Source organism: Sphingobium baderi (genome assembly GCF_001456115.1).
In the GTDB taxonomy this organism is placed as follows: Bacteria; Pseudomonadota; Alphaproteobacteria; order Sphingomonadales; family Sphingomonadaceae; genus Sphingobium; species Sphingobium baderi_A.
In genome coordinates, this window is the sequence record NZ_CP013264.1 from 3,715,263 (window position 1) to 3,740,746 (window position 25,484).

The window sequence follows — 25,484 nt, forward strand, 5'->3', positions numbered from 1 at the left end:
AAAATGCGACGAACAAAAGGCAGGAAACGCATGGCGACCAAAGCTCTTCCCCCCATCAGCAACACCGGCGCGAAGAAGCGCATCCGCAAGGTGTTCGGCGACATCCACGAAGTGGTGCAGATGCCGAACCTGATCGAGGTCCAGAGGGAGAGCTACGAGCAATTTCTGCGGTCCGATCCCAAGATCGGCTATGTTTCGGGCCTTGAAAAGACGCTGCGCTCCGTCTTCCCGATCCGCGACTTTGCGGGCACGGCGGAAATGGACTTCGTCCATTATGAGCTGGAAGACCCGAAATATGACGTGGAAGAATGCCGCCAGCGCGGCATCACCTACGCAGCGCCGATGCGCGTCACGCTGCGCCTGATCGTGTTCGAAGTCGACCAGGACACCGAAACCCGCTCCGTGCTCGATATCAAGGAGCAGGACGTCTATATGGGCGACATGCCGCTCATGACCGGCAACGGCACCTTCATCGTCAACGGAACCGAGCGCGTCATCGTGTCGCAGATGCATCGCTCACCAGGCGTGCTGTTCGACCATGACCGGGGCAAGACGCACTCGTCGGGCAAATATCTGTTCGCCGCGCGCGTCATCCCCTATCGCGGTTCGTGGCTGGACTTCGAATTCGACGCCAAGGACATCGTCAACGTCCGCATCGACCGCAAGCGCAAGCTGCCGGTCACGGCGCTGCTCTATGCGCTGGGTCTGACGGCTGAGGACATGCTCGGCTATTTCTACAACAAGGTCGTTTTCGTCCGTGGCGAAGGCGGCTGGCAGATCCCCTATCTCGCCGAAGCATGGCGCGGCCAGAAGCCCGCTTTCGACATCGTTGACGCCAAGTCGGGCGAAGTCGTCTTCGCGGCAGGCCACAAGATTTCGCCCCGCGCCGCCAACAAGGCGGAAAAGGACGGGCTTGAAACGCTGCTGATCCCGACCGAGGAAGTCTATGGCCGCTACAGCGCCTATGACCTCATCAACGAAGCGACTGGCGAAATCTATATCGAGGCGGGCGACGAAGTGTCGCCGGAGAACCTGGAAAAGCTGGACAAGGCGGGCATCGACCGGCTCGAACTGCTCGACATCGACCATGTGACCACCGGCCCGTGGATCCGTAACACGCTGAAGGCCGACAAGGCCGAGGAACGCGATCAGGCTCTGTCCGACATCTATCGCGTCATGCGCCCCGGCGAACCGCCGACGAAGGAAACCGCCGAGGCGCTGTTCGCGGGCCTGTTCTTCGACCCGGAACGCTATGACCTGTCCGCTGTGGGCCGCGTGAAGCTCAACATGCGCCTTGACCTCGACGCAGAGGACACCGTGACGACGCTGCGGGTCGAGGACATCCTCGCCGTGGTCAAGGAACTGGTGAACCTGAAGGACGGCAAGGGCGAGATCGACGATATCGACAACCTCGGCAACCGCCGTGTCCGTTCGGTGGGCGAGCTGCTGGAGAACCAGTATCGCGTCGGCCTGCTCCGCATGGAGCGCGCGGTCAAGGAACGCATGTCGAGCGTCGACGTGTCGACCGTGATGCCGAACGACCTCATCAACGCGAAGCCCGCCGTGGCTGCGGTGCGCGAGTTCTTCGGTTCCTCGCAGCTTTCGCAGTTCATGGATCAGACCAACCCGCTGTCGGAAGTCACCCACAAGCGCCGCGTGTCGGCGCTTGGGCCGGGCGGTCTGACCCGCGAGCGCGCCGGCTTCGAAGTGCGCGACGTTCACCCGACCCATTATGGCCGCATCTGCCCGATCGAAACGCCGGAAGGCCCGAACATCGGTCTGATCAACTCGCTGGCCACATTCAGCCGCGTGAACAAATATGGCTTCATCGAAACGCCCTATCGCAAGGTGATCGACGGCAAGGTGACGAACGACGTCGTCTATCTGTCGGCCATGGAAGAAGCCAAGCACACCATCGCGCAGGCGAACGCCGAAGTGAACGCCGATGGCTCGCTGGCCGAAGACCTGATCTCCGCGCGGGAAGCGGGCGAATTCCTGATGGCGCCCCGTGACCACATCACATTGATGGACGTCAGCCCCAAGCAGCTCGTGTCGGTTGCAGCTTCGCTCATTCCGTTCCTGGAAAACGATGACGCTAACCGCGCGCTCATGGGATCGAACATGCAGCGTCAGGCGGTGCCGCTTGTCCAGGCCGAAGCGCCCTTCGTCGGCACCGGCATGGAAGGCACGGTCGCGCGCGATTCCGGCGCGGCCATCGCGGCCAAGCGCGCAGGCATCGTCGATCAGGTCGACGCGGCCCGTATCGTCATCCGCGTGACCGGCGATATCACTGCCGGACAATCGGGCGTCGATATCTACACGCTGCAGAAGTTCCAGCGTTCCAACCAGGACACCTGCATCAACCAGCGTCCGCTGGTGAAGGTGGGCGACCTCATTGAAGCCGGCGACGTGATCGCGGACGGCCCGTCGACCGAGTTCGGCGAGCTGGCGCTGGGCCGCAACACGCTGGTCGCGTTCATGCCGTGGAATGGCTACAACTATGAGGATTCCATCCTCATCAGCGAACGCATCGTGAAGGATGACGTCTTCACCTCGATCCATATCGAGGAGTTCGAAGTCATGGCCCGCGACACCAAGCTGGGGCCGGAAGACATCACCCGCGACATTCCAAACGTCGGTGAAGAAGCGCTGCGTAACCTCGACGAGGCAGGCATCGTCTATATCGGCGCCGAGGTCGAACCCGGCGACATCCTGGTCGGCAAGATCACGCCCAAGGGCGAAAGCCCGATGACGCCGGAAGAAAAGCTGCTGCGCGCCATCTTCGGCGAAAAGGCGAGCGATGTGCGCGATACGTCCCTGCGCCTGCCGCCGGGCGTTGCCGGCACGGTCGTCGAGGTGCGCGTGTTCAACCGCCACGGCATCGACAAGGACGAGCGCGCCATGGCGATCGAGCGCGAGGAGATCGATCGTCTGGCGAAGGACCGCGAGGACGAACGCGCAATTCTGAACCGCGCGACCTTCAACCGCCTGCGCGAAATGCTGCAGGGTCAGACCGCCACGGCCGCGCCCAAGGGCATCCGCAAGGGTGTGGCGATCGACGAGGCTCTGCTGAACGAGGTCGAGCGCCACGAATGGTGGAAGTTCGCGGTCGAGGACGACAAGATCCAGAGCGATCTGGAAGCCGTCAAGGCACAGTATGACGAAGCCGTCCGCTCGATCGTCGAGAAGTTCGAGGACCGCGTCGACAAGCTGCAGCGCGGCGACGAACTGCCCCCGGGCGTGCTCAAGATGGTCAAGGTCTTCGTCGCGGTGAAGCGCAAGCTGCAGCCGGGCGACAAGATGGCCGGCCGTCACGGCAACAAGGGCGTGATCTCGCGCATCCTGCCGATCGAGGACATGCCGTTCCTAGAGGACGGCACCCATGTCGACATCGTGCTCAACCCGCTGGGCGTGCCGTCGCGCATGAACGTCGGGCAGATCTTCGAAACGCATCTGGGCTGGGCCGCGCGTGGCCTCGGCCAGCAGCTCAAGCACGCGCTGGAAGATTGGCGGGAAGCCAATCCGAACGCGCAGGCTGGCGACATGCCGGATGCGGTCAAGACGCGCCTGCTCGAAACCTACGGCCCGCAATATGCGGACCAGATCAACGGGCGGACCGCGGACCAGATCGTCGATCTGGCGCAGCATCTGGAACGCGGCGTGCCGATGGCGACGCCGGTGTTCGACGGTGCGCGCGAAGCGGACGTGTCGGCGATGCTGGAACTGGCGGGGCTGAACTCGTCGGGTCAGAGCGACCTGTATGACGGCCGCACGGGCGACAAGTTCGACCGTAAGGTGACGGTGGGCATCATTTACATGCTCAAGCTGCACCACTTGGTCGATGACAAGATTCACGCCCGTTCCATCGGCCCCTACAGCCTCGTCACCCAGCAGCCGCTGGGCGGTAAGGCGCAGTTCGGCGGCCAGCGCTTCGGTGAAATGGAGGTGTGGGCGCTCCAGGCCTATGGCGCCGCCTACACGCTGCAGGAAATGCTGACGGTGAAGTCGGACGACGTGGTCGGCCGCACCAAGGTCTACGAAGCGATCGTCAAGGGCGACGACACCTTCGAAGCTGGCATCCCCGAAAGCTTCAACGTGCTCGTCAAGGAAATGCGCTCGCTGGGCCTCAACGTCGAACTCGCCGCGATGGACGAGATCGAAGAAGACGGCGACGGCTTCGCGCAGGCGGCAGAATAAGGGAACCTGCGGGCACTGTCTCCCAAAGGCAGTGCCCCTTCCCTCCTTCGCAGCTCCCAAATTTACCCTCTAGAGGGACTTGAATTATGAACGAACTGACCAACTTCGCGAACCCCGTCCAGAAGGCGGAGACCTTCGACCAGATCCAGATCGGCCTTGCCTCGCCCGAGCGCATCCGGTCCTGGTCCTTCGGCGAGATCAAGAAGCCGGAAACCATCAACTACCGCACGTTCAAACCCGAACGCGACGGCCTGTTCTGCGCGCGCATCTTTGGTCCGATCAAGGATTATGAGTGCCTGTGCGGCAAGTACAAGCGCATGAAGTACAAGGGCATCGTCTGCGAAAAGTGCGGTGTCGAAGTCACGGTGTCGAAGGTCCGCCGCGAGCGGATGGGCCATATCGAACTGGCCGCGCCGGTCGCGCATATCTGGTTCCTGAAGTCGCTGCCCAGCCGCATCGGCCTGCTGCTCGACATGCAGCTCAAGCAGCTTGAGCGCGTGCTCTATTTCGAAAGCTACATCGTCACCGAGCCGGGCCTGACCCCGCTGGAGAAGTTCCAGCTTCTGACCGAGGACGAACTGCTCGACGCGCAGGACGAATATGGCGAGGACGCCTTCACCGCCGGGATCGGCGCGGAAGCGGTCAAGCAGATGTTGATGGACCTCGACCTGGAAGGCGAGAAGGTCGCGCTGCTCGACGAGCTGGCCACCACCAAGTCGGAACTCAAGCCCAAGAAGATCATCAAGCGCCTGAAGGTCGTCGAGAGCTTTCTGGAATCCGGCAATCGCCCGGAATGGATGATCCTGGACGTGGTGCCGGTCATCCCGCCCGAACTGCGCCCGCTGGTGCCGCTGGACGGCGGCCGCTTCGCGACGTCGGACCTCAATGACCTGTATCGCCGCGTCATCAACCGTAACAACCGCCTGAAGCGGCTGATGGAACTGCGCGCGCCGGACATCATCGTCCGCAACGAAAAGCGCATGTTGCAGGAAGCCGTCGACGCCCTGTTCGACAATGGCCGCCGCGGCCGCGTCATCACCGGCGCGAACAAGCGTCCGCTCAAGTCGCTGTCCGACATGCTCAAGGGCAAGCAGGGCCGCTTCCGCCAGAACCTGCTCGGCAAGCGCGTCGACTATTCGGGCCGTTCGGTGATCGTGACGGGCCCGGAACTCAAGCTGCATCAGTGCGGCCTGCCCAAGAAGATGGCGCTCGAACTGTTCAAGCCCTTCATCTACGCGCGGCTTGACGCCAAGGGTCTGTCCATGACCCTCAAGCAGGCGAAGAAGTGGGTCGAGAAGGAGCGCAAGGAAGTCTGGGACATCCTGGACGAAGTGATCCGCGAGCATCCGGTCATGCTGAACCGTGCGCCGACACTCCACCGTCTGGGCATCCAGGCGTTCGAACCCGTGCTGATCGAAGGCAAGGCGATCCAGCTTCACCCGCTGGTCTGCTCGGCGTTCAACGCGGACTTCGACGGCGACCAGATGGCCGTGCACGTTCCCCTGAGCCTTGAGGCCCAGTTGGAAGCGCGCGTGCTGATGATGTCGACCAACAACATCCTCAGCCCCGCGAACGGCAAGCCGATCATCGTCCCCTCGCAGGACATGGTGCTGGGTATCTATTACCTGTCCATGGAACGCGAAGGCGAGCCGGGTGAAGGCATGCTGCTGGCCGACATGCAGGAAGTGCATCAGGCGCTCTTCGCCAAGGCAGTGACGCTGCACACGAAGATCACCAGCCGCGTGCCGCAGACCGACGAAGCCGGCAATCAGTATATGAAGCGCTTCGAGACGACGCCCGGCCGCATGCTGCTGGGCGAGTGCCTGCCCAAGAGCCACAAGGTGCCCTTCGACGTCGTCAACCGCCTTCTCACCAAGAAGGAAATCGGGGACGTCATCGATCAGGTCTATCGCCACACCGGCCAGAAGGACACGGTGCTGTTCGCCGACGCGATCATGGCGCTGGGCTTCCGCCACGCGTTCCAGGCGGGCATCTCGTTCGGCAAAGACGACATGGTCATCCCTGATTCCAAGGAAGGAACCGTTGCGGAAACCAAGGCGCTGGTGGCTGATTATGAACAGCAATATCAGGACGGCCTGATCACCCAGCAGGAAAAGTACAACAAGGTGATCGACGCCTGGAGCCGTTGCGGCGACGTGGTCGCGAACGCCATGATGGACGAAATCCGCGCCCAGCCCAAGGACCCGCAGACCGGCCGCCTGGCCCCGATCAACTCCATCTACATGATGGCGCACTCGGGTGCGCGTGGTTCGCAGGCCCAGATGAAGCAGCTTGCCGGTATGCGCGGCCTCATGGCCAAGCCGAGCGGCGAGATCATCGAAACGCCGATCATCTCGAACTTCAAGGAAGGCCTCACCGTCCTTGAATATTTCAACTCCACCCACGGCGCCCGCAAGGGTCTGGCCGACACCGCGCTCAAGACGGCGAACTCGGGCTACCTGACCCGCCGTCTGGTCGACGTGTCGCAGGATTGCACCATCGTCGAAGAGGATTGCGGCACCGAAAAGGCGCTGGAGATGAAGGCGATCGTCCAGGGCGGCAGCGTCATCGCCTCGCTTGGCGAGCGTATCCTGGGCCGCACCACGGCCGAGGATATCGTCGACACGAAGGACGGCCGCATCGTGGTGCCGGTCGGCACCCTGTTGGACGAGCCTCTCGTGGCTGAGATCGAAGCCATCGGCACGCAGGCGGTGAAGATCCGCAGTCCGCTGATCTGCGAAAGCAAGATGGGCGTTTGCGCGAAATGCTATGGCCGTGATCTTGCTCGCGGCACGCCGGTCAATATCGGCGAAGCGGTCGGCGTCATCGCGGCGCAGTCCATCGGCGAGCCGGGCACGCAGCTCACCATGCGGACCTTCCACATCGGCGGCGCGGCGAACTTCAACGAAACGTCGAACCTGGAATCCATGTCGGACGGCACGATCGAGCTGCGCGACATGCCGACCATCACCGACAAGCAGGGTCGCCGCCTGTCGCTCGCCCGCAATGGCGAGATCGCGATCATCGATTCCGAAGGCCGCGAACGCGAAACGCACCGCCTGCCTTACGGCGCCACCATCCTGTTCGCGGATGGCGACACCGTGAAGAAGGGCGACCGCTTCGCCGAGTGGGATCCCTTCACCATGCCGGTCATCACCGAAAAGCCGGGTGTCGTGAAGTATCAGGATCTGATCGACGGCAAGACGCTGACCGAACAGACCGACGAAGCCACCGGCATCGCGCAGCGCGTGGTCACGGAATTCCGTGGCGCCGCCCGCACGAAGGAGGATCTGCGTCCGCGCCTCACTCTGCTGGATGACGAATCCGGCGAGGCCGCCCGCTACATGCTGGCGGTGGGTGCTACGCTGTCGGTCGATGACGGAGCGCAGGTGCAGGCCGGTGACGTGCTGGCGCGTGTCTCCCGCGAAGCCGCGAAGACCCGCGACATCACCGGCGGTCTGCCGCGCGTCGCCGAACTGTTCGAAGCCCGCAAGCCCAAGGACAATGCGATCATTGCCAAGGTGTCGGGCCGCGTCCAGTTCCTCAAGGATTACAAGGCGAAGCGCAAGATCGCCATCAATCCCGAGGATGGCGGCGAGCCGGTCGAATATCTGATCCCCAAGAGCAAGGTGATCGACGTTCAGGAAGGCGACTTCGTGAAGCGCGGCGATAACCTGATCGGTGGTTCGCCCGATCCGCACGACATTCTGGAAGTGCTCGGCATCGAGCCGCTGGCCGAATATCTGGTCGCGGAAATCCAGGAAGTCTATCGCTTGCAGGGCGTGAAGATCAACGACAAGCACATCGAAACGATCGTTCGTCAGATGCTGCAGAAGGTCGAGATCATCGAGTCCGGCGACACCACGCTGCTGGTGGGCGAGCAGGTCGACCGCGAGGAAATGGACGAGATCAACGCCAAGCTGGCACCGGGCTTTGCGCCCGCGGCTGGCAAGCCGGTGCTGCTCGGCATCACCAAGGCGTCGCTCCAGACCCGTTCGTTCATCTCGGCCGCGTCCTTCCAGGAAACCACCCGCGTCCTCACGGAAGCGGCGGTTCAGGGTAAGAAGGACACGCTGGTCGGTCTGAAGGAAAACGTCATCGTCGGCCGCCTGATCCCGGCGGGCACGGGTGCGGGCATGAACCGGATGCGCGTTGCCGCCTCGTCGCGTGACGCGGCGCTGCGAGCCGCGCTGCGCGCTTCAAGCCAGGTCGACCTGATCGCGCCAAAGACCGCCGCGCAGGAACATGCCGCTGAACTGGCGCAGGGTGCCGAAGCGGCGATCGGCGACGATCCGCTGGGCGCTGTCCAGGGTGAGGACTTCACCACACAGGATATGGACTGAACCATCAGAAAGGGGCCGCTTTCCACCGGGAGAGCGGCCCCTTTTCATTTGGGAATGACGCAGTTTGTAAACAGCCCGAACGTATGGGCAAGGGGACTTATCACCGGGCTACCGGAGATGGACCTGATCGGCCTGACAATATCCGCCCTTCCTGCCTCGGCCATTCGGCGTGGCAAAGGTCGGTCAAACCGCGTTGCGGAAACTAGGTCTGATGGGTTTCAGAACCCCTTGACCTGACCAAAAACCAAGCCTATTTGCGCCTCTCCGGACGGAGCATGGCTTCGTTCTGATGCCCGATCGTCTAAAGGTAAGACTACGGACTCTGACTCCGTCAATTGAGGTTCGAATCCTCATCGGGCATCCACTTTCCCATATAAGCAGATGAAAACGCGGCCTGTTATGGGGGATTTTCTTGCATTCCCCGCCAAGCGCGCCGCGTTATCCGCCATGCCAGCGGCAGAAATCGTCCTTCGTGGCGCGGTCTGTTATGGCGCGACAGACAGGGAAATGCGGGCTCTGCGCGGTCAGGACGCCCATCGGCACATCGGGTAACTGCGCGCGCGGGACGAAGGCGACGGGGCAGGCCACCGGCACAAGCTGCGATCCGGCACCGGCCTGAAGCGTGGTGAGCAGACCGAACATCTGCCCTTCGCGGGTGGGGCGGCCCAGGATGATGAGGCGATGCTGCCCCGCTTCATTGGTCGCCAGATAGGTATGACCCGACAGATTGGGCATGGAAACATGCCCCGCCTGCGCGAAGGCACCGTCCGCCCTGTCCGATTCCGCAAAGCGCAGATGGCCCGCTGCATCATCCCAGAACAGCGTCGTGCGATAGGCGTTGAGCCCCCCCGGCGTGCCGAAACTGGCCCGCAGGGTAAGATAGTCGCCCTCGATCCAGCGGACAGCGGCGCGGCTGTAAGCACCCATATGATCCGGGGCGAGACCGGGAGCAGTTGCAACCTCTCCATGGCCCGGCTGGCCGCGCAGGCTGGCGCCGAGGGCTTCTTCCAGGCGGATGACGGTGGCAAGGGTGAAGGGGCGACTGCCCGCCAGCGCCTTTTCCAGCGTGGACAGACTGATCCGCGCCATATCGGCCACTGCCTGACGGGAAATGCGGCGGCGCGCCAGTTCCTCGCGCAGGCGGTCGGCTATGGCGTCCCCTTCCCCCTGAGGCAATTGCGCCTGATCCGACATGCTTTCCCCTTCACAAAATGATGCGGACAATTCCGCACAAAACCGCACATCCCGTCAAGTCCGTTCCTTCGTTCCGCACGGATGCGCCGGAGAAGGCGGAAACTGGCCTGCATTGCCCATGGCTGTGCGGCGGACCCGCTGCCTATTGGAAAGGCTCCGCTAATGATGGAGCTTTGCCATGTCCCCTCTCCCCTTCCCCAGCCGGTCGCGGCATCGGGCCTTTCTGGGCCTGTTCCTGCTGATCGGCCTGATCGCCGCCATTTTCCTGACCAGCCGCCTGACGGCATCCGAGCCGGAGGGCGATCCCGATGCGATCGGCAGCGGCACGCTGATGCTGCGCGGCAAGGGCGTGGCCACCGCTTTGCCCGCCATGCGGCTGGGCACCGACATGGACGTACGCGTCAGCGGCCAGATCGCTCGCGTGCGCGTGACGCAGGCTTTCCGCAACAGCAGCACCCAATGGATGGAGGCCACCTATCTCTATCCGCTACCCGATGACGGCGCGGTCGACAGCCTGAAGATGGTCGTCGGCCAACGCGTCATCATCGGCCGGATCAAGCGGCGTGAGGAAGCGCGGGCCATCTACGAAAAGGCGCGCGAGGAAGGGAAGAAGGCGGGGCTAGTCGAATCCGAACGGCCCAATATGTTCCGCAACAGCGTCGCCAATGTGGGGCCGGGCGAAACCGTGCTGGTCGCCATCGAATATCAGGCGCCGGTGCGGCAACTGGGCGGGGAATATGCGCTGCGCCTGCCGCTGGTGGTTGGGCCGCGCTATGTGCCGCCGCATACGCTGAAGGACGGGGCCACCGTGGCCGATGCCGGAAATGTCACCGCGCCGCTGTCGCATCCGGCGCTGGGGAAAGAGATCAACCCGGTCTCGATCACCGTGCGTCTCGATCCCGGTTTCGTACCCGCAAACCTCATCAGCCCGTATCATCATATTGCCGTGGAGCAGGACGGGGCGCAGGCGCGGACGATCAAGCTGGTCGATGGACAAGTGCCCGCCGACCGCGATTTCGAACTGCGCTGGCGGTCCGCGAGCGCCGATCCAACCATCGGCCTGTTCCGGCAGGCGGTGGATGGCCAGTCCTATCTGATGGCGTCGATCACACCGCCAAGCCGCGATACAAAGGCTCCGGCGGCACCGCGCGAGATGCTGTTCGTAATCGACAATAGCGGCTCCATGGGTGGGCAGTCCATGGCGGCGGCGAAGGAAAGCCTGCTTTATGCGCTGGATACGCTGGGGCCGCAGGACCGGTTCAACGTCATCCGCTTCGACGATACGATGACCCGCCTGTTCGAACGCAGCGTGCCTGCCTCGGCCGACCAGATTGCGCTTGCCCGGCGCTTTACCGAAGGACTGGAGGCCAATGGCGGCACGGAGATGCTGCCCGCACTGGAGGCCGCGCTGGAGGATGCCAATCCGGCGGATGCCAGGACCGTGCGGCAGATTGTGTTCCTGACTGATGGCGACCTGTCCAACGAGAAGGAGATGATGGCGGCCATCGCAGCCAAGGGAGGACGCAGCCGGGTCTTCATGGTCGGCATCGGGTCCGCACCCAACAACTATCTGATGCGCCGCATGTCCGAAGCGGGCCGGGGCACCTACACCAATATCGGTTCGGGCGAGGAAGTCGCGGCGAAGATGACCGCCCTGCTCGACCGGCTGAAGGCTCCGGTCGTGCGCGACCTGAAAGTCAGCGTCGACGGCGCGCCGCTGGACCTGACGCCCCGCCGCCTGCCGGACCTTTATGCCGGGGAGCCGCTGGTGCTGCTGGGCAAGGGCGATGCGCTGTCGGGCAAGCTCACCGTGTCCGGCATGATCGGGGACCGGCCCTGGTCGCAGCGGGTGGACCTGTCGCAAGCCGTGGACAGCCCCGCCGTCGCAAAGCTGTGGGCCAATCGCCGCATTGCCGATGTCGAAGCCGCCCGCGCGGCGGGGGAAACGGATGATGCGACGGCGGATGAAGCCATCGCGCAACTGGGCCTGAGCTACAGCATCGTCACCCGCCAGACGAGCCTTGTCGCGGTGGACGAAACGCCCAGCCGCCCCGACGGCGTAGGGCTGACACGGGAAGAATTGCCGTTGCTGCTGCCCGCCGGATGGGATTTCGACACGCTGTTTGGCGGACAGGCTACTCATGCGGCGGCAAAGGGCGACATGCAGCCCGCCGATCAGGCCGAGGCGATGGACCTGCCCCAGACGGCGACCGGCTATGCCCTGCTGATCGGACAGGGGCTGCTGTGCCTGCTGATCGGCCTTGCCGGGTTGGTGTGGATGCGCCGGGAGGCTCGGGCATGAGCGGCGCTGCGATCTCGACCGCAAGGAAAGGAGGGCGCGCCTTCGGGCGCGTCCTTCAGCGGACGGTGCTGATCGCGCTGTGCGTAATCGGCCTGACGCTGATGGCGCGGGGCGCGATGGTTCCGCTCAAGGCATGGGCCGCGCAGATATTGCTCGACCGCGCCTTTGATGAAAGCGTCTCGCAGGGTCGGCCGGTCAAGCCGTGGCCCTGGGCGGATACCGCGCCGATGGCGCGCATCAGCGTGCCCCGCCTTGGCGTTCGCGAGGTGATTCTGTCCGGCGGATCGGGGCAGGCCATGGCGTTCGGGCCGACACTGTTGCCCCCCGCACAGGGTCATGACCGCATCACCATCATGGCGGCGCATCGCGATACGCATTTCGCTTTCCTCGCGCGAGCGAAAGTGGGCGACATTGTTCACGTCCAGCCGATCAGCGGCACGGCCCACCGCTATCGGATCACGGGGTTTGAAGTCGTGCGCTGGGACCGTTTCGCCTATCCTCGCGATCCGGCGCGGCCCATGCTGGCGCTCACCACCTGCTATCCCTTTGGCGCGGGCGGGCATGGACCGATGCGGATGGTGGCATGGGCGGAGGAAGACAGATGATTGCGCCTGTTCCCGTCCGCGACCGATGCTATGCTGCATCCTGGTCCGTATGACATGGGAATGTAGGGGAATGATGAAAAGCCTTGTCCGCGCAATCGCCGGGATGATGACCGCCATGATGCTGGGCGCTGGATCGGCCGCGCTGGCCCAGTCCGCGCCGGTGGAGGAAGGCACCTATGTCCTTGAAGGCGGAAGCTACAGCATCACCGTGGAAAAGACCGCGACGGGCCTGATGGTAAAGGAACCGAACAAGGATTCCCCCTATCAGCCAGCGGGAGCGGACCGGCCTGACACCTATCTCTTCTTCAACCCCAATACCGGCTACACCTATGGCATCAGGGGTATCGATAGCCAGACCATAGAGGCGTTCAAGGATGTGGCGGGCAATGTGCCCACACGGCTGAAGCGATTGGGCGGGTCGCCCGCCGCGCGTCCGATCCGGGCCATCGATCCGGGGCCGTCTGGCGCTCCGGCGGAAGGCGCGGATGCGGATGTGGCGCGCAAATATCAGGCGCTATCGACCAGCGACCCCGACAATGCACAAAGCTGGACCGCCTGTTCGGCCGCCGCGCTCAAGCGCAGTATCGCCACCGGGGCGGAGGCCGATACCTATGGAATGCAGGTGGCGCAGATGCTGCGGCTGATCGCGGTCAATGGCGAGGTGACGCCTTGCCCGGACGCCATTCCGCAGACGCTGTGGGACAAGGCGAAGGGTATTGACGATCTGGGCAAGGGCGACGCCGCCGCGAGGGCGGCTGGCACCACGCCAGCTCCTGCGCCGGATGCCGACCGGGCGGACCGGCTGCGCCTGAATGCCGACATGGCCGCCAAGGCCGCGGCTGACGCGGAGCGGATCAAGTCGGAAAAGGACGCCTATGCCGCCGCGCTGGCGGAATCGCAGCGGGCGCAGGACCAGTATCAGCGCGAACGGGAAGCCTATGAAGCCGAATCGGCGCGCGTGAAAGCGGCGCAGGAAGCCTATGACGCGCAAATGACCCGTTATCGTGCATCGGGGGGCCGGACGACGCCGCAATGAAACAGCGCCGGATCAGCGCGCTGCGATACCCAGGGCGACGGCTTCGGCGACCTTGATCCCGTCGATCGCGGCGGAAAGGATGCCGCCCGCATAACCCGCGCCCTCGCCCGCCGGATAGAGGCCCGCGACATTCAGACTCTGGAAATCCTTGCCGCGCGTGATGCGGATGGGGGAGGATGTGCGGGTTTCAACGCCGGTCATGATGGCGTCCGGATGATCGTAATTCGCGATCTGGCGGCCGAAGGCAGGCAGCGCTTCGCGGAACGCCTCCAGCACGAAATCGGGCAGAAATGAAGACAGGTCGGTCAGTGTCACGCCCGGCTTGTAGGACGGGATGACTTCGCCGAGCTGCGTGGATGCGCGGCCCGCGAGGAAATCGCCAACCGTCTGCCCCGGCGCGTTGTAGGAGGAGCCGCCCGCAACATAGGCCAGCGATTCAAGGCGGCGTTGCAGGTCGATGCCCGCCAACGGGCCTTCGGGATAGTCGCGTTGCGGGTCGATGCCGACGACGAGGCCGGAATTGGCGTTGAATTCGGCGCGGCTATATTGGCTCATGCCGTTTGTGACGACGCGGCCTTCCTCCGACGTGGCGGCGACCACACGGCCGCCGGGGCACATGCAGAAGCTGTAGACCGTGCGGTCATTGGCGCAGTGATGGGCAAGGCTGTAGGCCGCCGCGCCCAGCGCGGGATGCCCCGCGCACTGGCCGAAACGGGCGCGGTCGATCCAGCTTTGAGGGTGCTCGATGCGGACGCCGATGGAAAAGGGCTTGGGTTCGATATGCACGCCGCGTCGATGCAGCATCTCGAAAGTCGGGCGCGCGCTGTGACCGACCGCCATGACGACATGATCCGCTTCGATGAAGCTCCCACCGTGGAGATGCAGGCCGCGCAGGCGCTGCGTGCCGTCGCCCTGCCGTTCCAGTTCGATGTCTTCGACGCGGTGCTGCCAGCGATATTCGCCGCCCAGCGCCTCGATCTGGCGACGCATCGCCTCCACCATGGTGACGAGGCGGAAGGTGCCGATATGAGGATGGGCTTCGGTGAGAATGTCGTCCGGCGCGCCCGCCTCGACAAATTCCTCCAGCACCTTGCGGCCCAGAAAGCGCGGGTCTTTCACCCGGCAATAGAGCTTGCCGTCGGAAAAGGTGCCCGCCCCGCCCTCGCCGAACTGGACATTGCTGTCGGGATTGAGTTCGCCGCGCCGCCACAGGCCCCACGTGTCCTTGGTGCGTTCGCGCACCACCTTGCCCCGGTCGAGGATGATCGGGCGGAACCCCATCTGCGCGAGGATCAGGCCCGCAAACAGGCCGCACGGCCCCGCGCCGATGACGACGGGGCGCTTGCCGGACCAGCCTTCGACCGCTTTGGTCACGAACTTATAGTCCGTGTCGGGGCGTGGGCGAACGTCATGATCCTTGTCGAAGCGCGCCAGCACTGCCGCTTCGTCGGTCAGTTCCACGTCGACGGTGTAGACGAGCTGAATCGCATTCTTGCGCCGGGCGTCATTGCTGCGGCGAACGACGACGTGGTTCAGCAATTCGTGCGCCGCGATCCCGAGGCGCTCGCAAATGGCGGCGGGCATCGCCTCGGCCGGGTGGTCGAGGGGCAGCTTCAGTCCCGAAAGGCGCAACATGAGGATGCCCCCTAATGGATGCGGGCGGGAAAGGGAACCGCTGCCCCTTCATGCATCAGAAGCGGGCGCGGATGCCGCCATAGAAAGCGCGCCTTTCCAGCGGATAGAAACTCGCCTGCCCCATATATTGGACCACGGCGCTGATGTCGCCGATGGCGCGCTTTTGCGTCAGGTTGCGGGCGTCGAGGAAAAAGGTCACGCCGTCCCTCACCTGCGCCTGCGCGCTGAGGTTCAGCATGGCATAGCCGTCAACTTTCTTCGTGTTGGCATAGTCGACCCATGCGCCCTGCGGCGCCCATTCGACCGAAGGGGAGATGCTGGCGCGATCCGTGCCCAGCCGCAGTTCGGCGCGATAGAAATGGCGCGGCACCACCGGCAGGCGATTGTCGCCATAAATCGCATCGTGGCGGAAACGGAAGTCGCTATATTGATACATCTGCCGCAGCGTCGCCCATGGCGCCAGCGTCAGATCCAGCCCCGCTTCGATACCCTGGTGCCGCGTCCGGTCGGCGTTGAAGGTGGCGGCGGGATAGGTGCCCGCCAGCACATTATATTGCAGCATTTCGCCCTTCAGCGTGGCGCGGTAAAGGCTGACATCCCATGCCGCCATGCCGATGCGACCGCGCGTGCCGATCTCCGCCGTCCATGCCTTTTGCGCGCCCACAGGCGTGAAACCGGGCGCGCCGCCCACCGGCGTCTGGCTGAGTTCGCCAAAGCCGGGTAGTTCGACCGAGCGGCTGTAGTTCGCATAGACCTGCACCGTGCTCGCCGGCGCATAGAGAAGGCCGAACTTCGGGGCGAATGTGTCGAAATCCGCCTTGCCGCTGCGTTCGGGCAGGAAACGGTTGTCGATCTTGCGCGCGCCATGGGTGTAGAGGCCGCCCGCGATCAACCACAGGTCCGTGACAGGCGCGACGCGCAACTCGCCATAGCTGTTGATCGTCTGCGCCTTCTGGATCGCATAGGCGGTCGGCGCGGCGCGCTTGCCGGAGTTATTGACGAACTGCTTGGCGATGGTCCTGCCGAAGCGCGCCTGAGTGCCCAGCGTCATTTCCACCGGCATTCCAGCGAAGTCGCCTGCCCAGTCGAGGCTGGCGAAGACGCCGCGATCATCGCTGTTCTGGTCGATCACCTGATAGATGGGGTGATAGAGTTCCTTGGCGGTGTAGAAAACGCCGAACGCGATCTGGCCGCCGCCGATCTGGACGGTGGTGCGGTTCTGGAGCCGGATCGAATCGATATTGCGCGCCTGATCGCCGGTGGAATTGCCCTTGGCCGGATGGTCGAGCGCATCGCCCTCCGTCAATGCCCCGGACAATTTCTGGCGGATGCTCTGGACGCTGGCGTAGAAGCGGGTTTCGACCGTGTCGCTGAGCCGGAAGCCCACATTGCCGTTGAAGCGCAGCGCCTTGCGGCGACCATGGTCGCGGTCGCCATCGGAGCGGTCGGCGGTGATGGCGGCCCATGCGTCGGCGCGATCATCGGCATAGCCATAGGCCAGCTTGCCGCGCACCGTGTCGAAGGAGCCGCCGTCGATCCGCATGTCGATGCCGGGCGCGTTTCGTCCGGTCGGCGTGACCGCGTTGATCGCGCCGCCCAGCGTCGATCCACCCAGCCGCAGGGCGTTGGCTCCGCGATAGACCTCGATATGCTGGAAGACCTGCGGGTCGAGTTCCTGGAAATCGCCATTGTCGTCGGCGCTGTTGATCGGGATGCCGTCCTGCAACAATGTCAGGCCGCGCATATGATAGCCACGAGACAGGCCAGAACCACGGATGGAGATGCGGACCTCCTGCCCGAAGCGCGGCTGGGTATAGACGCCGGGCGAGAAGCTCAGTGCATCGCGCAGGGAGACGGCGAGCTTGTCCTGATAGTCTTCGGCCGCGATGACATCCACGCCGCCAGGGGTGCGGGCAACCTTGGCCGCGGCTTCTTCTATGATCGGGCTGGCGGTGACGATGATGCGTTGATCAGCTTCATCGGCAAAAGCCGGAACGGCGGAAAGAGCGCAGGCAATCGCGCAGAGCGACGCGCCACGGGCGCGGAAATAATGGGTCATGGAAAGGGAAACCTTCTGAAAACATGAGCGTAAAGCGGCGCGTCAGGTCATGGCCTCACGCGCAGCGGCATGGATTTCAGAAGAGGGACGGCGGTCCTGAAGACGGCGGTGGCGGCGCGGCCAGCCGGGCGATGAAACCCGTTTTGAGCGCGAAGGCGATCGGCCCGAACGCCAGTTGCCACGCGGGCAGCGGAACGTCCGCCAGCGCAAGCGGCGGAACCGTTGGCGTGGCGTTGGCTCCAGCGAAGGCGCAATGCTGCTGCATCATGCCGTCATCGGCGGGCTGGTGATGCTGCTGCTTCATCCGGCCCTGCGCCACGGAGTCGCGCTGCACCATGACCTTGACCGGGCCAGTGCCGGAACAGAGCGTCACGACGATGCCCTTTGCCGTCCGCACCGGCATGAAACCCGAAGGCGCGAGCAGCTGTATGGCAAGGACAAGCAATGCCAGCGCAGCCAACAGGCCCCGTGCATTATCCGATTGTCTGATTGCCCCCAACATCGTCCGCGCCTCTAACGAAGACAAAGGCTGCTGTCATCAGGACAAAGTGCCCAAGGCGCACGACATCCTAACCTTGACGTAAACGTAAAGTGATTATAGATAGCCGATATGGATCAACGAACCAGCATTGCCGGCATCGAATTACCGGATCAGGATGATCGGCAGACCTATAGCATCACCGATCTGTCGGATGAATTCGGCGTCACCGCACGCGCGCTGCGCTTTTATGAGGATGAAGGGTTGATATCGCCCGAGCGGCAAGGACTGTCCCGCATCTATTCGCGGCGAGACAGGGCGCGGCTGGCGTGGATTCTGCGCGGCAAGCGCGTGGGCTTCAGCCTGTCCGACATCCGCGAGATGATCGATCTTTATGACGCCGATGAGGAACATGAAGCGCAGCGGCGCGTCACTATAGCCAAGTGCAAAGCGCGCATCGACCTGCTCACCCGGCAAAAGGACGATATCGACGCGGCCATTATGGAACTGTCGAACTTCATCGCCACGATCGCCAGAGACTGATCCCCCACCCCTTTTGCAAACAGAACAAAATGTTCGGAGAAGATCATGCCCAGCTATTCCGCGCCTGTTCGCGACACCCGTTTCGTCCTCGACCATGTCGTGGGGCTGGATCGCCATGCCAATCTGCCGGGTTTTGAGAATGTGACCCCTGATCTGGTCGAAGCGATCCTGACTGAGGGCGGCAAGATAGCGGCCGAAGTGCTGTTTCCGCTGAACATGGTGGGCGACAAGGAGGGCTGCACCTGGCACCCGGATGGCAGCGTGACGACGCCGACCGGCTTCAAGGAAGGCTATGAGAAGTTCGTCGAGGGCGGCTGGACGACGCTGCACGCGCCTGCCGAGTTCGGGGGCCAGGGCATGCCCACGGTGCTGGCGACGGCGTTCAACGAATATGTGCTGTCGGCCAACCAGTCCTTCGAAATGTACCATGGGCTGACCACGGGCGCGATCGCGGCGTTGCTGGCGAAGGGCAGCGACGCGCTCAAGGCGACCTATGTGCCCAACATGGTGGCGGGCACATGGACCGGCACGATGAACCTGACCGAGCCGCAATGCGGCACCGACCTTGGCCTCATCAAGACCAAGGCCGTCCCCGCTGCCGACGGCAGCTATGCGATCACGGGCACCAAGATTTTCATTTCGGCGGGCGAGCATGACCTGTCGGAAAACATCATTCATCTTGTGCTGGCCAAGACGCCCGACGCGCCGGAAGGAACCAAGGGCATTTCCCTGTTCGTGGTGCCCAAGTTTCTGGTCAAGGATGACGGGGCGCTGGGGGATCGCAATGCAGTGTCCTGCGGCTCCATCGAGCACAAGATGGGCATTCACGGCAACGCCACCTGCGTCATGAACTATGACGGCGCGACCGGATGGCTGGTGGGCGAGGAAAATAAGGGCCTGGCCGCCATGTTCATCATGATGAACGCCGCGCGTCTGGGCGTGGGTCTGCAAGGCCTTGGCCAGGGCGAAATCGCCTTCCAGAACGCGGTACATTATGCGCGGGAACGGCGGCAGGGCCGCGCCCTGACGGGACCGAAGGAGCCAGAGGAAAAAGCCGACACGCTGTTCGTCCATCCCGACGTGCGCCGGATGCTGATGGAAGCCAAGGCGCTGACGGAAGGGCTGCGCGCCCTGATCCTGTGGGGCGCCTTGCAGGTGGACCTGTCGCACCACGCCGCGACCGAGGAGGAGCGCCAGCTTGCAGACGATCTGATCGGGCTGCTGACGCCGGTCATCAAGGGATACGGCACGGACAAGGGTTTCGACGTGACCGTTGCCTGCCAGCAGGTGTTCGGCGGCCATGGCTACATCTGGGAAAACGGGGTCGAGCAATATGTGCGCGACGCCCGGATCGCCCAGATCTACGAAGGCACGAACGGCATTCAGGCGATGGACCTTGTAGGTCGCAAGCTGCCGATGAACGGCGGGCGAGCCATGCAAGCTTTCCTGAAGATCGTGACGGGCGAAATCGCCGAGGCCAAGGGCGTGGAGAAGTTGGTGAGCTTTGCCGAGGCGCTGGAAAAGGCGACCCAGCAATTGCAGGCCGCGACCATGTGGCTGATGCAGAACGCCATGAAAAACCCCGACAATGCCGGGGCAGCAGCGCATCACTACATGCATATCATGGGGATCGTGGCGACAGGGCTGATGTGGCTCCGCATGGCGAAGGCGGCGAACGGCCTGCTGGAAGCAGACGAAGGGGACGCGACGTTCCTGGAGGCCAAGCTTGTGACGGCGCGCTTCTTCGCCGAACGGATCATGCCGGATGCGGGCGCGCTGCGGCGCAAGATCGAAGGCGGCGCGGACAGCCTGATGGCGCTGGACCCGGAGATGTTCCTGACCGCCTGATCGCTTGGCCGGAGAAAAAAATTGCTGTCGGGCAATGGAAGGGCGCGGCCGGATGGCTGCGCCCTCCCTCTTTCCATTTGACTTCCCGGCATCCGGACTCGATTGTCCGCAGCCATGATGCAAGGGGGCGGACAATCGGGCGGAACATTCCTGCCCGTCGTCTTGTCGCTATTGCTGGTTCTGCTCGCCTATGCCGCCATTCTGTTTTCCGGCGCCTTCGATCCCCGCCAGCGGCTCACGGTTTTCATGACCCGACATGGGCTGACATCGGTCAGCATCGCCTATGGCGACCGGGATGAAATACCGCGAACGCTGACCATCCATTCCGATCCAGCCAAAATCTATCCTTATTACAGCCTGTCAAAACCCATCACCGCGGCGATGGTCATGGAACTGGCGAACCGGCATGTCCTGTCCCTGGACGAAGCAGTTGCGGGGACGTCGCCTCGCAACCTGATGCATCATGCGGGCGGGTGGGATCGGGCCATGGCTGGCGACCCTGTAACCCAGCGCCAGACCAACAATCGCTGCGTCGATATTCCTCCGCCGCCCAAACAGTTCGAACCGGGCACGCGGCAGGCCTATTCCAATATCGGCTATTGCATATTGGGCGCTCTGGTCGAACGCAGATCGGGCCTGCCCTTTGAAGACGCCGCGCGCAGGTTGATCCCGGCGACGCGCAACATGCGCTATGACGGCTGGCTGGGACCGGCGGGCGGATGGTCCGGCACGGCGATGACCTATTGGCATTTCGCTGCCCAGCCGACGAACCCACGCATCATGGAAAGGCCGCTGTATGCCGGGGCGTCCTATTACGGATTGGGATGGAAAGTGTCGCGGGGCGGCTTGTCCCATTTCGGATTGTTCAAGGACAATTATGCCATCGTGCTGAAGCGCGGCCGACACGTTGTCGTTGCCTTGTTCGACGGCAATCCGGGTGACGGGCAAAAAGCGTTGGAAGAAGCCCGTCCCATGCTCCTGTCGCTTTAGAGTCCGCCCTGTCTCGACCGGACGGACTCTGGAGAGCGACCCATGCCCCTAACGCACTACGGCCCGCGTATAGAGGTGCCATGTCGCATAGCCGAGCACGGGCAGCACCACAGCCAATCCCACTAGCGCCGGAAGTGCGCCCAGCACCAACAGCGCAACGACGATGAGGCCCCAGATCGTCATCGTCACGGGATTGCGCCGGGCGACGCGAACAGACGTGCGGAGCGCCACGCCCCAGCTGACCGGCTTGTCGATCACCATGGGAAAAGACACGGCGCTGACCGCAAGTGTGGCGATGGCAAAGCAAAGGCCTGCCAGATTACCGAAGACAATCATGCTCCAGCCTTCCGGGGTCGTGAAAACCGAATGCAGGAATGCGCCGACAGAGCTGACTGCGTCCGGCCCAAGACGCCCCATAGTTCCTTGATAGATGAACCAGGCCGCCGCGATCCATGCCATGAACAGCGCCGCCGTGACGCTCGCAAGGTCGAACAATGCGGGTGCGGACGGACCACGCACGACATCCAGGAAATGCCGCCACCGCGTATCAAGCCCTGCCTCGCGCCGCCGCGCCAACTCATAAAAGCCGCTGGCGAAAAGCGGACCCAGCATGACCGATCCGGCCACCAGTGGGAAAATGAAGGGCAGCATGGACAGCCGGCTGACCGAGAAAATCGCCAGCAGAACCACGATGGGATAGATGAAGCCGACAAAGACCAGATCGCCGCGCTTTGCCTGAAAATCCTCCCAGCCCTGTTTGAGCGCAATGCGAATGTCGCCCAGATCGAGGGCCCGGATTTCATAATTTTCCTGGGCGGATGCCAGTGGAGTTGGATGCACTATTGCCATGGTCGCTCTCCCGAAGGGGTGACCATGCAGGGCGTTGATTCATTTGTCCTTAGTCGGGACGCGCTGGGCCATTCATCCAGTTTCGTCTTCGGCAAGCGCCATCTCGGCATGAGGACCGCCTCATGGCCAATGACCGGCATGATACACCCTTGCGGGGGGAAGGGGCAAGGGTTGGAGGCGCGACCCTATCCGGCGGCAAAGCCTGGATGATAGGCCACCGTCCCGGACGGCGCGGAGCCATCAAAACTGAGGCGCTGAAAATATTCGGCGGGTACATCGGGATAGTGTAGCGCGGGATCGCTTTCGAAACCGAGACGGCCATAATAAGCAGGATCGCCCAGGACCACGCATCCCTGCGCCCGATATTTTTGCAATTGCTCCAGCCCAGCGGCAATCAGCTTTTGGCCGATGCCGCGCTGCTGCCGGTCGGGACGGACGGCGACAGGGCCCAGCCCGAACCATCGCCCGGCGACACCGTCGATACTGACTGGCGAGAAGGCGACATGGCCCACGATCGCACCATCCTCTTCAGCTACGAGCGAGCATGTAAGGGCGCCGGCGTCGCGCAGCGCTTCGACGATGGCGGCTTCCGTGCCGCTGCTGTGGAGAGCGCCGGCAAACGACGCCGTCACGAGATGGCGAATGGCCATTTCATCGGAGGGGCGCTCAGATCGTATTTCCATGCTTACCGTCTAGCCCACCAAAGAGACGACGCCAACACACTCTGACGGCGCGCATAAGGAAAGGGGGCGAGCTGCAGGCCCGCCCCCTTTGCGTTCTTCAGCCTTTGCAGGCGATCAGTAAACGCGTGCCTTGGGCTTGATATATTCCGCCTCGTCGGTGAGCGTATAGTCATGGACCGGACGGTAATCGAGGCTGACCTTGCCACCATTGCCGCCCCAACCTTCGAACCAGCTGACCGTATGCTTCATCCAGTTTTCGTCGTCGCGGTTCGGATAATCCTCATGCGCGTGGGCGCCACGGCTTTCCTTGCGGTTTTCCGCGCTGACCATGGTGCACACGGCCTGCGACATCAGATTGTCGAGCTCAAGCGTCTCGATAAGGTCGGTGTTCCAAATCAGCGAGCGGTCCGCGATGGATGCATCCTGAAGCCGCTTGTTGACCTCCGTCATCTTGGCGACGCCTTCGGACAGCAGCGCGCTGTCGCGGAACACGGCAGCATGCTTCTGCATGGTATGCTGCATTTCGAGGCGGATTTTCGCGGTGGACGAGCCGCCCTTGGCGTTGCGGAAGTGATCGAGGCGGCCCAGCGCCAGATCTGCCGAATCCTTGGGCAGCGGCCGATGCGCGCCATTAGGCTTGATCGTTTCCTTGAGGTGCAAGCCGGTCGCCCGGCCGAATACGACAAGGTCGATCAGCGAATTGGAGCCGAGGCGATTCGCGCCATGGACCGACACGCAGGCCGCTTCGCCGACCGCATAGAGGCCCGGCACCACGACTTCGGGATCGTCGCCGACCTTTGTCACCACCTGGCCATGATAGTTACAGGGGATGCCGCCCATATTATAGTGGACGGTTGGCGTCACAGGCAGCGGCTGGCGGGTGAGGTCAACGCCCGCGAAAATCTTGCCGCTTTCGGTAATGCCCGGCAGACGCTCCGCCAGCACCTTGGGATCGATGTGATCGAGGTGCAGGAAAATATGGTCCTTGTTCGGGCCGACGCCGCGCCCTTCGCGCATTTCCATCGCCATGGAGCGCGATACCACGTCGCGGCTGGCGAGATCCTTGGCCGAGGGGGCATAGCGCTCCATGAAACGCTCGCCTTCGGAGTTGGTGAGGTAGCCGCCCTCGCCGCGCGCGCCTTCGGTGATGAGCACACCCGCGCCGTAGATGCCGGTCGGGTGGAACTGCACGAACTCCAGATCCTGCAGAGGCAGGCCGGCGCGCAACACCATGCCGCCGCCGTCGCCAGTGCAGCTATGCGCCGAGGTGGCGGAGAAATAGGCGCGGCCATAGCCGCCCGTCGCCAGCACAACCGCCTGACTGCGGAAGCGGTGGATGGAGCCATCCTCCAGGCAAATGGCGATGACGCCCCGGCATTCCTTGCCGTTCGGGCCATCTTCCATGATGAGGTCAATGGCGAAATATTCGATGTAGAAGTCCGCGTCATATTTCAGCGACTGCTGATACAGAGCGTGCAGCATGGCGTGGCCAGTGCGGTCCGCGGCGGCGCAGGTGCGCTGCACCGGCGGACCGGCGCCCATATTCTGCATATGGCCGCCAAAGGGCCGCTGGTAGATAGTGCCATTATCGTTGCGGCTGAAAGGCACGCCGGCATGTTCCAGCTCGATCACGGCGGCGGGTGCTTCGCGCACCATATATTCAATCGCATCCTGGTCACCCAGCCAATCCGACCCCTTGACGGTGTCATACATGTGCCAGGTCCAGTGATCGGGCGAGTTATTGCCAAGGCTCGCCGCGATGCCGCCCTGCGCCGCCACGGTGTGACTGCGGGTTGGGAACAGCTTCGTGATGCAGGCGGTCTTGAGGCCCGCTTCGGCGCTGCCCATGGTCGCGCGCAAGCCCGAACCGCCCGCACCCACAACCACGGTGTCATATGTGTGGTCGATGATCTTATAGGCTTCGGTCGACATTATGCGGCAGCTCCCATGAAGGCTATCTTCGCAATCGCGAAGATGCCGGCGGCCGCGCCGCCAATGGCGTAGAAGTTCAGGAGAAGAACGGACAGGAAGGCAAGGCCCTTGTCATGGACATAATCCTCCAGCATCACCTGCATCCCAAGACGCAAATGCCAGAAAATGCTGACGATCATCAGCATCATCGGCACCGCGACCAGCGGATTGGCGATCCAGTGCGTCACGCTTTCATAATCGAGGCCGGGCAGCGTCAGCAAGCTGAAGATCAGCCACAGGACGAGCAGCAGGTTGCCGACGGCGGTGTAACGCTGCGCCAGCCAGTGATGCGCGCCGTGCCGCGCCGAGCCAAGGCCACGAACGCGGCCGATTCCGGTTCCTGTTCCCATCAGAACTTACCCCCGCAGATATACACCCAGACAAGCGCCGTCACGACGACTGAACCGATCATCGCGGCGATCGACCAGCTCTTGTTCGTCTTCAGCTCGTAACCCGCGCCCATATCGAGCACGAAGTGGCGAAGGCCGGAAAAGAGATGCTGGAAAAATGCCCAGGTCAGGCCGATCATGACGATATAGCCGATCGGCGAAGTCGCGCATTTGAGGAAGGTCGCATAGGCTTCCGGCCCGGTCGCCGCGGCAAGCAGCCACCAGACCAGCCCCAGCGCGCCGACGATGGCGAGGCCATTGCCGGTGATGCGGTGCAGGATGGAGATGGCCATGGCAGGCCCCCATTTCCATATCGTCATATGCGGCGAGAGCGGCCGGCTGGTGGATCGCGCCATGTCTAC

At 63.3% G+C, this 25,484-nt stretch carries 17 protein-coding genes and 1 tRNA gene; 9 read left to right on the forward strand and 9 right to left on the reverse strand.

From position 1 onward, the window contains the following. The first annotated feature begins 30 nt into the window (after positions 1–30). The 3 genes from rpoB (at position 31) to ATN00_RS18200 (ending at position 8,904) form a co-directional block, all read left to right on the forward strand. Positions 31–4,197, forward strand: a complete 4,167-nt coding sequence (rpoB, locus tag ATN00_RS18190; protein WP_062067350.1) for a DNA-directed RNA polymerase subunit beta — start codon at positions 31–33, stop codon at positions 4,195–4,197. A gap of 86 nt (positions 4,198–4,283) precedes the next feature. Then, positions 4,284–8,540 carry a DNA-directed RNA polymerase subunit beta' gene (gene rpoC, locus ATN00_RS18195; RefSeq protein ID WP_062067353.1) on the forward strand — a complete coding sequence of 1,419 codons (4,257 nt, stop codon included), beginning with the start codon at positions 4,284–4,286 and terminating at the stop codon, positions 8,538–8,540. Between the two features lie 290 nt (positions 8,541–8,830). Then, a tRNA-Gln gene (locus ATN00_RS18200) sits at positions 8,831–8,904 on the forward strand. 74 nt (positions 8,905–8,978) lie between these two features. On the opposite strand, the gene ATN00_RS18205 is transcribed toward ATN00_RS18200, so the two are convergent. Beyond that, positions 8,979–9,734, reverse strand: coding sequence for a helix-turn-helix domain-containing protein (locus ATN00_RS18205; protein WP_062067355.1), 756 nt, complete (start codon positions 9,732–9,734; stop codon positions 8,979–8,981). A 178-nt stretch (positions 9,735–9,912) separates the two neighbouring features. On the opposite strand from ATN00_RS18205, the gene ATN00_RS18210 reads away from it, so the two are divergent. The 3 genes from ATN00_RS18210 (at position 9,913) to ATN00_RS18220 (ending at position 13,677) form a co-directional block, all read left to right on the forward strand. Beyond that, positions 9,913–12,036, forward strand: a complete 2,124-nt coding sequence (locus ATN00_RS18210) for a marine proteobacterial sortase target protein (protein WP_062067358.1) — start codon at positions 9,913–9,915, stop codon at positions 12,034–12,036. Continuing rightward, the gene (locus tag ATN00_RS18215; RefSeq protein ID WP_062067361.1) at positions 12,033–12,641 is read left to right on the forward strand and encodes a class GN sortase; all 609 of its coding nucleotides are present in this window, start codon (positions 12,033–12,035) and stop codon (positions 12,639–12,641) included. Before ATN00_RS18210 ends, ATN00_RS18215 begins: the two co-directional genes overlap by 4 nt. Positions 12,642–12,711: 70 nt before the next feature. Continuing rightward, positions 12,712–13,677 (forward strand): hypothetical protein, encoded by a 966-nt coding sequence (locus ATN00_RS18220; RefSeq protein WP_062067364.1) that lies wholly within the window; start codon positions 12,712–12,714, stop codon positions 13,675–13,677. Positions 13,678–13,689: 12 nt separating this feature from the next. Here the strand turns inward: ATN00_RS18220 and ATN00_RS18225 are convergent, their stop codons facing one another. The 3 genes from ATN00_RS18225 to ATN00_RS18235 form a co-directional block, all read right to left on the reverse strand. After that, complete coding sequence (locus ATN00_RS18225; RefSeq protein WP_062067367.1) at positions 13,690–15,312, reverse strand: NAD(P)/FAD-dependent oxidoreductase; 1,623 nt, start codon at positions 15,310–15,312, stop codon at positions 13,690–13,692. Positions 15,313–15,367: 55 nt separating this feature from the next. After that, complete coding sequence (locus ATN00_RS18230) at positions 15,368–17,371, reverse strand: TonB-dependent receptor family protein (RefSeq protein ID WP_062067370.1); 2,004 nt, start codon at positions 17,369–17,371, stop codon at positions 15,368–15,370. 76 nt (positions 17,372–17,447) lie between these two features. Continuing rightward, positions 17,448–17,873 (reverse strand): DUF2946 family protein, encoded by a 426-nt coding sequence (locus ATN00_RS18235; RefSeq protein WP_062067373.1) that lies wholly within the window; start codon positions 17,871–17,873, stop codon positions 17,448–17,450. 108 nt (positions 17,874–17,981) lie between these two features. Here ATN00_RS18235 and ATN00_RS18240 point away from each other — a divergent pair, with 108 nt between their 5' ends. The 3 genes from ATN00_RS18240 (at position 17,982) to ATN00_RS18250 (ending at position 21,230) form a co-directional block, all read left to right on the forward strand. Further along, entirely contained in the window at positions 17,982–18,392 is a 411-nt protein-coding gene (locus ATN00_RS18240) for a MerR family transcriptional regulator (RefSeq protein WP_062067376.1), read from the forward strand. A 45-nt stretch (positions 18,393–18,437) separates the two neighbouring features. Next, a complete protein-coding gene (locus ATN00_RS18245; RefSeq protein WP_062067379.1) occupies positions 18,438–20,240 on the forward strand; it encodes an acyl-CoA dehydrogenase C-terminal domain-containing protein in 1,803 nt (600 codons plus the stop codon). Between the two features lie 114 nt (positions 20,241–20,354). Beyond that, positions 20,355–21,230 (forward strand): serine hydrolase domain-containing protein, encoded by an 876-nt coding sequence (locus tag ATN00_RS18250; RefSeq protein WP_062067382.1) that lies wholly within the window; start codon positions 20,355–20,357, stop codon positions 21,228–21,230. 48 nt (positions 21,231–21,278) lie between these two features. Here the strand turns inward: ATN00_RS18250 and ATN00_RS18255 are convergent, their stop codons facing one another. The 5 genes from ATN00_RS18255 to sdhC form a co-directional block, all read right to left on the reverse strand. Beyond that, positions 21,279–22,079, reverse strand: coding sequence for a DUF2189 domain-containing protein (locus ATN00_RS18255; protein WP_062067385.1), 801 nt, complete (start codon positions 22,077–22,079; stop codon positions 21,279–21,281). A 185-nt stretch (positions 22,080–22,264) separates the two neighbouring features. Beyond that, a complete protein-coding gene (locus tag ATN00_RS18260) occupies positions 22,265–22,762 on the reverse strand; it encodes a GNAT family N-acetyltransferase (RefSeq protein ID WP_062067387.1) in 498 nt (165 codons plus the stop codon). A gap of 114 nt (positions 22,763–22,876) precedes the next feature. Continuing rightward, positions 22,877–24,694: a succinate dehydrogenase flavoprotein subunit gene (gene sdhA / locus ATN00_RS18265; RefSeq protein ID WP_062067390.1), complete on the reverse strand. Its 1,818-nt coding sequence runs from the start codon at positions 24,692–24,694 to the stop codon at positions 22,877–22,879. Next, on the reverse strand, positions 24,694–25,083 hold the full coding sequence (sdhD, locus tag ATN00_RS18270) for a succinate dehydrogenase, hydrophobic membrane anchor protein (RefSeq protein WP_062067393.1): 390 nt from the start codon (positions 25,081–25,083) through the stop codon (positions 24,694–24,696). The genes sdhA and sdhD overlap by 1 nt, the downstream gene beginning before the upstream one ends. Further along, positions 25,083–25,478, reverse strand: a complete 396-nt coding sequence (sdhC, locus tag ATN00_RS18275) for a succinate dehydrogenase, cytochrome b556 subunit (protein WP_062067396.1) — start codon at positions 25,476–25,478, stop codon at positions 25,083–25,085. Before sdhC ends, sdhD begins: the two co-directional genes overlap by 1 nt. Between the last annotated feature and the right edge of the window lie 6 nt (positions 25,479–25,484).

What these genes read in the sequence shown, in the direction of transcription:
- rpoB (WP_062067350.1), top strand. Translation starts at nt 31, where the DNA reads ATGGCGACCAAAGCTCTTCCCCCCATCAGCAACACCGGCGCGAAGAAG.
- rpoC (WP_062067353.1), top strand. Translation starts at nt 4,284, where the DNA reads ATGAACGAACTGACCAACTTCGCGAACCCCGTCCAGAAGGCGGAGACC.
- ATN00_RS18205 (WP_062067355.1), bottom strand. Translation starts at nt 9,734, where the DNA reads ATGTCGGATCAGGCGCAATTGCCTCAGGGGGAAGGGGACGCCATAGCC.
- ATN00_RS18210 (WP_062067358.1), top strand. Translation starts at nt 9,913, where the DNA reads ATGTCCCCTCTCCCCTTCCCCAGCCGGTCGCGGCATCGGGCCTTTCTG.
- ATN00_RS18215 (WP_062067361.1), top strand. Translation starts at nt 12,033, where the DNA reads ATGAGCGGCGCTGCGATCTCGACCGCAAGGAAAGGAGGGCGCGCCTTC.
- ATN00_RS18220 (WP_062067364.1), top strand. Translation starts at nt 12,712, where the DNA reads ATGATGAAAAGCCTTGTCCGCGCAATCGCCGGGATGATGACCGCCATG.
- ATN00_RS18225 (WP_062067367.1), bottom strand. Translation starts at nt 15,312, where the DNA reads ATGTTGCGCCTTTCGGGACTGAAGCTGCCCCTCGACCACCCGGCCGAG.
- ATN00_RS18230 (WP_062067370.1), bottom strand. Translation starts at nt 17,371, where the DNA reads ATGACCCATTATTTCCGCGCCCGTGGCGCGTCGCTCTGCGCGATTGCC.
- ATN00_RS18235 (WP_062067373.1), bottom strand. Translation starts at nt 17,873, where the DNA reads ATGTTGGGGGCAATCAGACAATCGGATAATGCACGGGGCCTGTTGGCT.
- ATN00_RS18240 (WP_062067376.1), top strand. Translation starts at nt 17,982, where the DNA reads ATGGATCAACGAACCAGCATTGCCGGCATCGAATTACCGGATCAGGAT.
- ATN00_RS18245 (WP_062067379.1), top strand. Translation starts at nt 18,438, where the DNA reads ATGCCCAGCTATTCCGCGCCTGTTCGCGACACCCGTTTCGTCCTCGAC.
- ATN00_RS18250 (WP_062067382.1), top strand. Translation starts at nt 20,355, where the DNA reads ATGATGCAAGGGGGCGGACAATCGGGCGGAACATTCCTGCCCGTCGTC.
- ATN00_RS18255 (WP_062067385.1), bottom strand. Translation starts at nt 22,079, where the DNA reads ATGGCAATAGTGCATCCAACTCCACTGGCATCCGCCCAGGAAAATTAT.
- ATN00_RS18260 (WP_062067387.1), bottom strand. Translation starts at nt 22,762, where the DNA reads ATGGAAATACGATCTGAGCGCCCCTCCGATGAAATGGCCATTCGCCAT.
- sdhA (WP_062067390.1), bottom strand. Translation starts at nt 24,694, where the DNA reads ATGTCGACCGAAGCCTATAAGATCATCGACCACACATATGACACCGTG.
- sdhD (WP_062067393.1), bottom strand. Translation starts at nt 25,083, where the DNA reads ATGGGAACAGGAACCGGAATCGGCCGCGTTCGTGGCCTTGGCTCGGCG.
- sdhC (WP_062067396.1), bottom strand. Translation starts at nt 25,478, where the DNA reads ATGGCGCGATCCACCAGCCGGCCGCTCTCGCCGCATATGACGATATGG.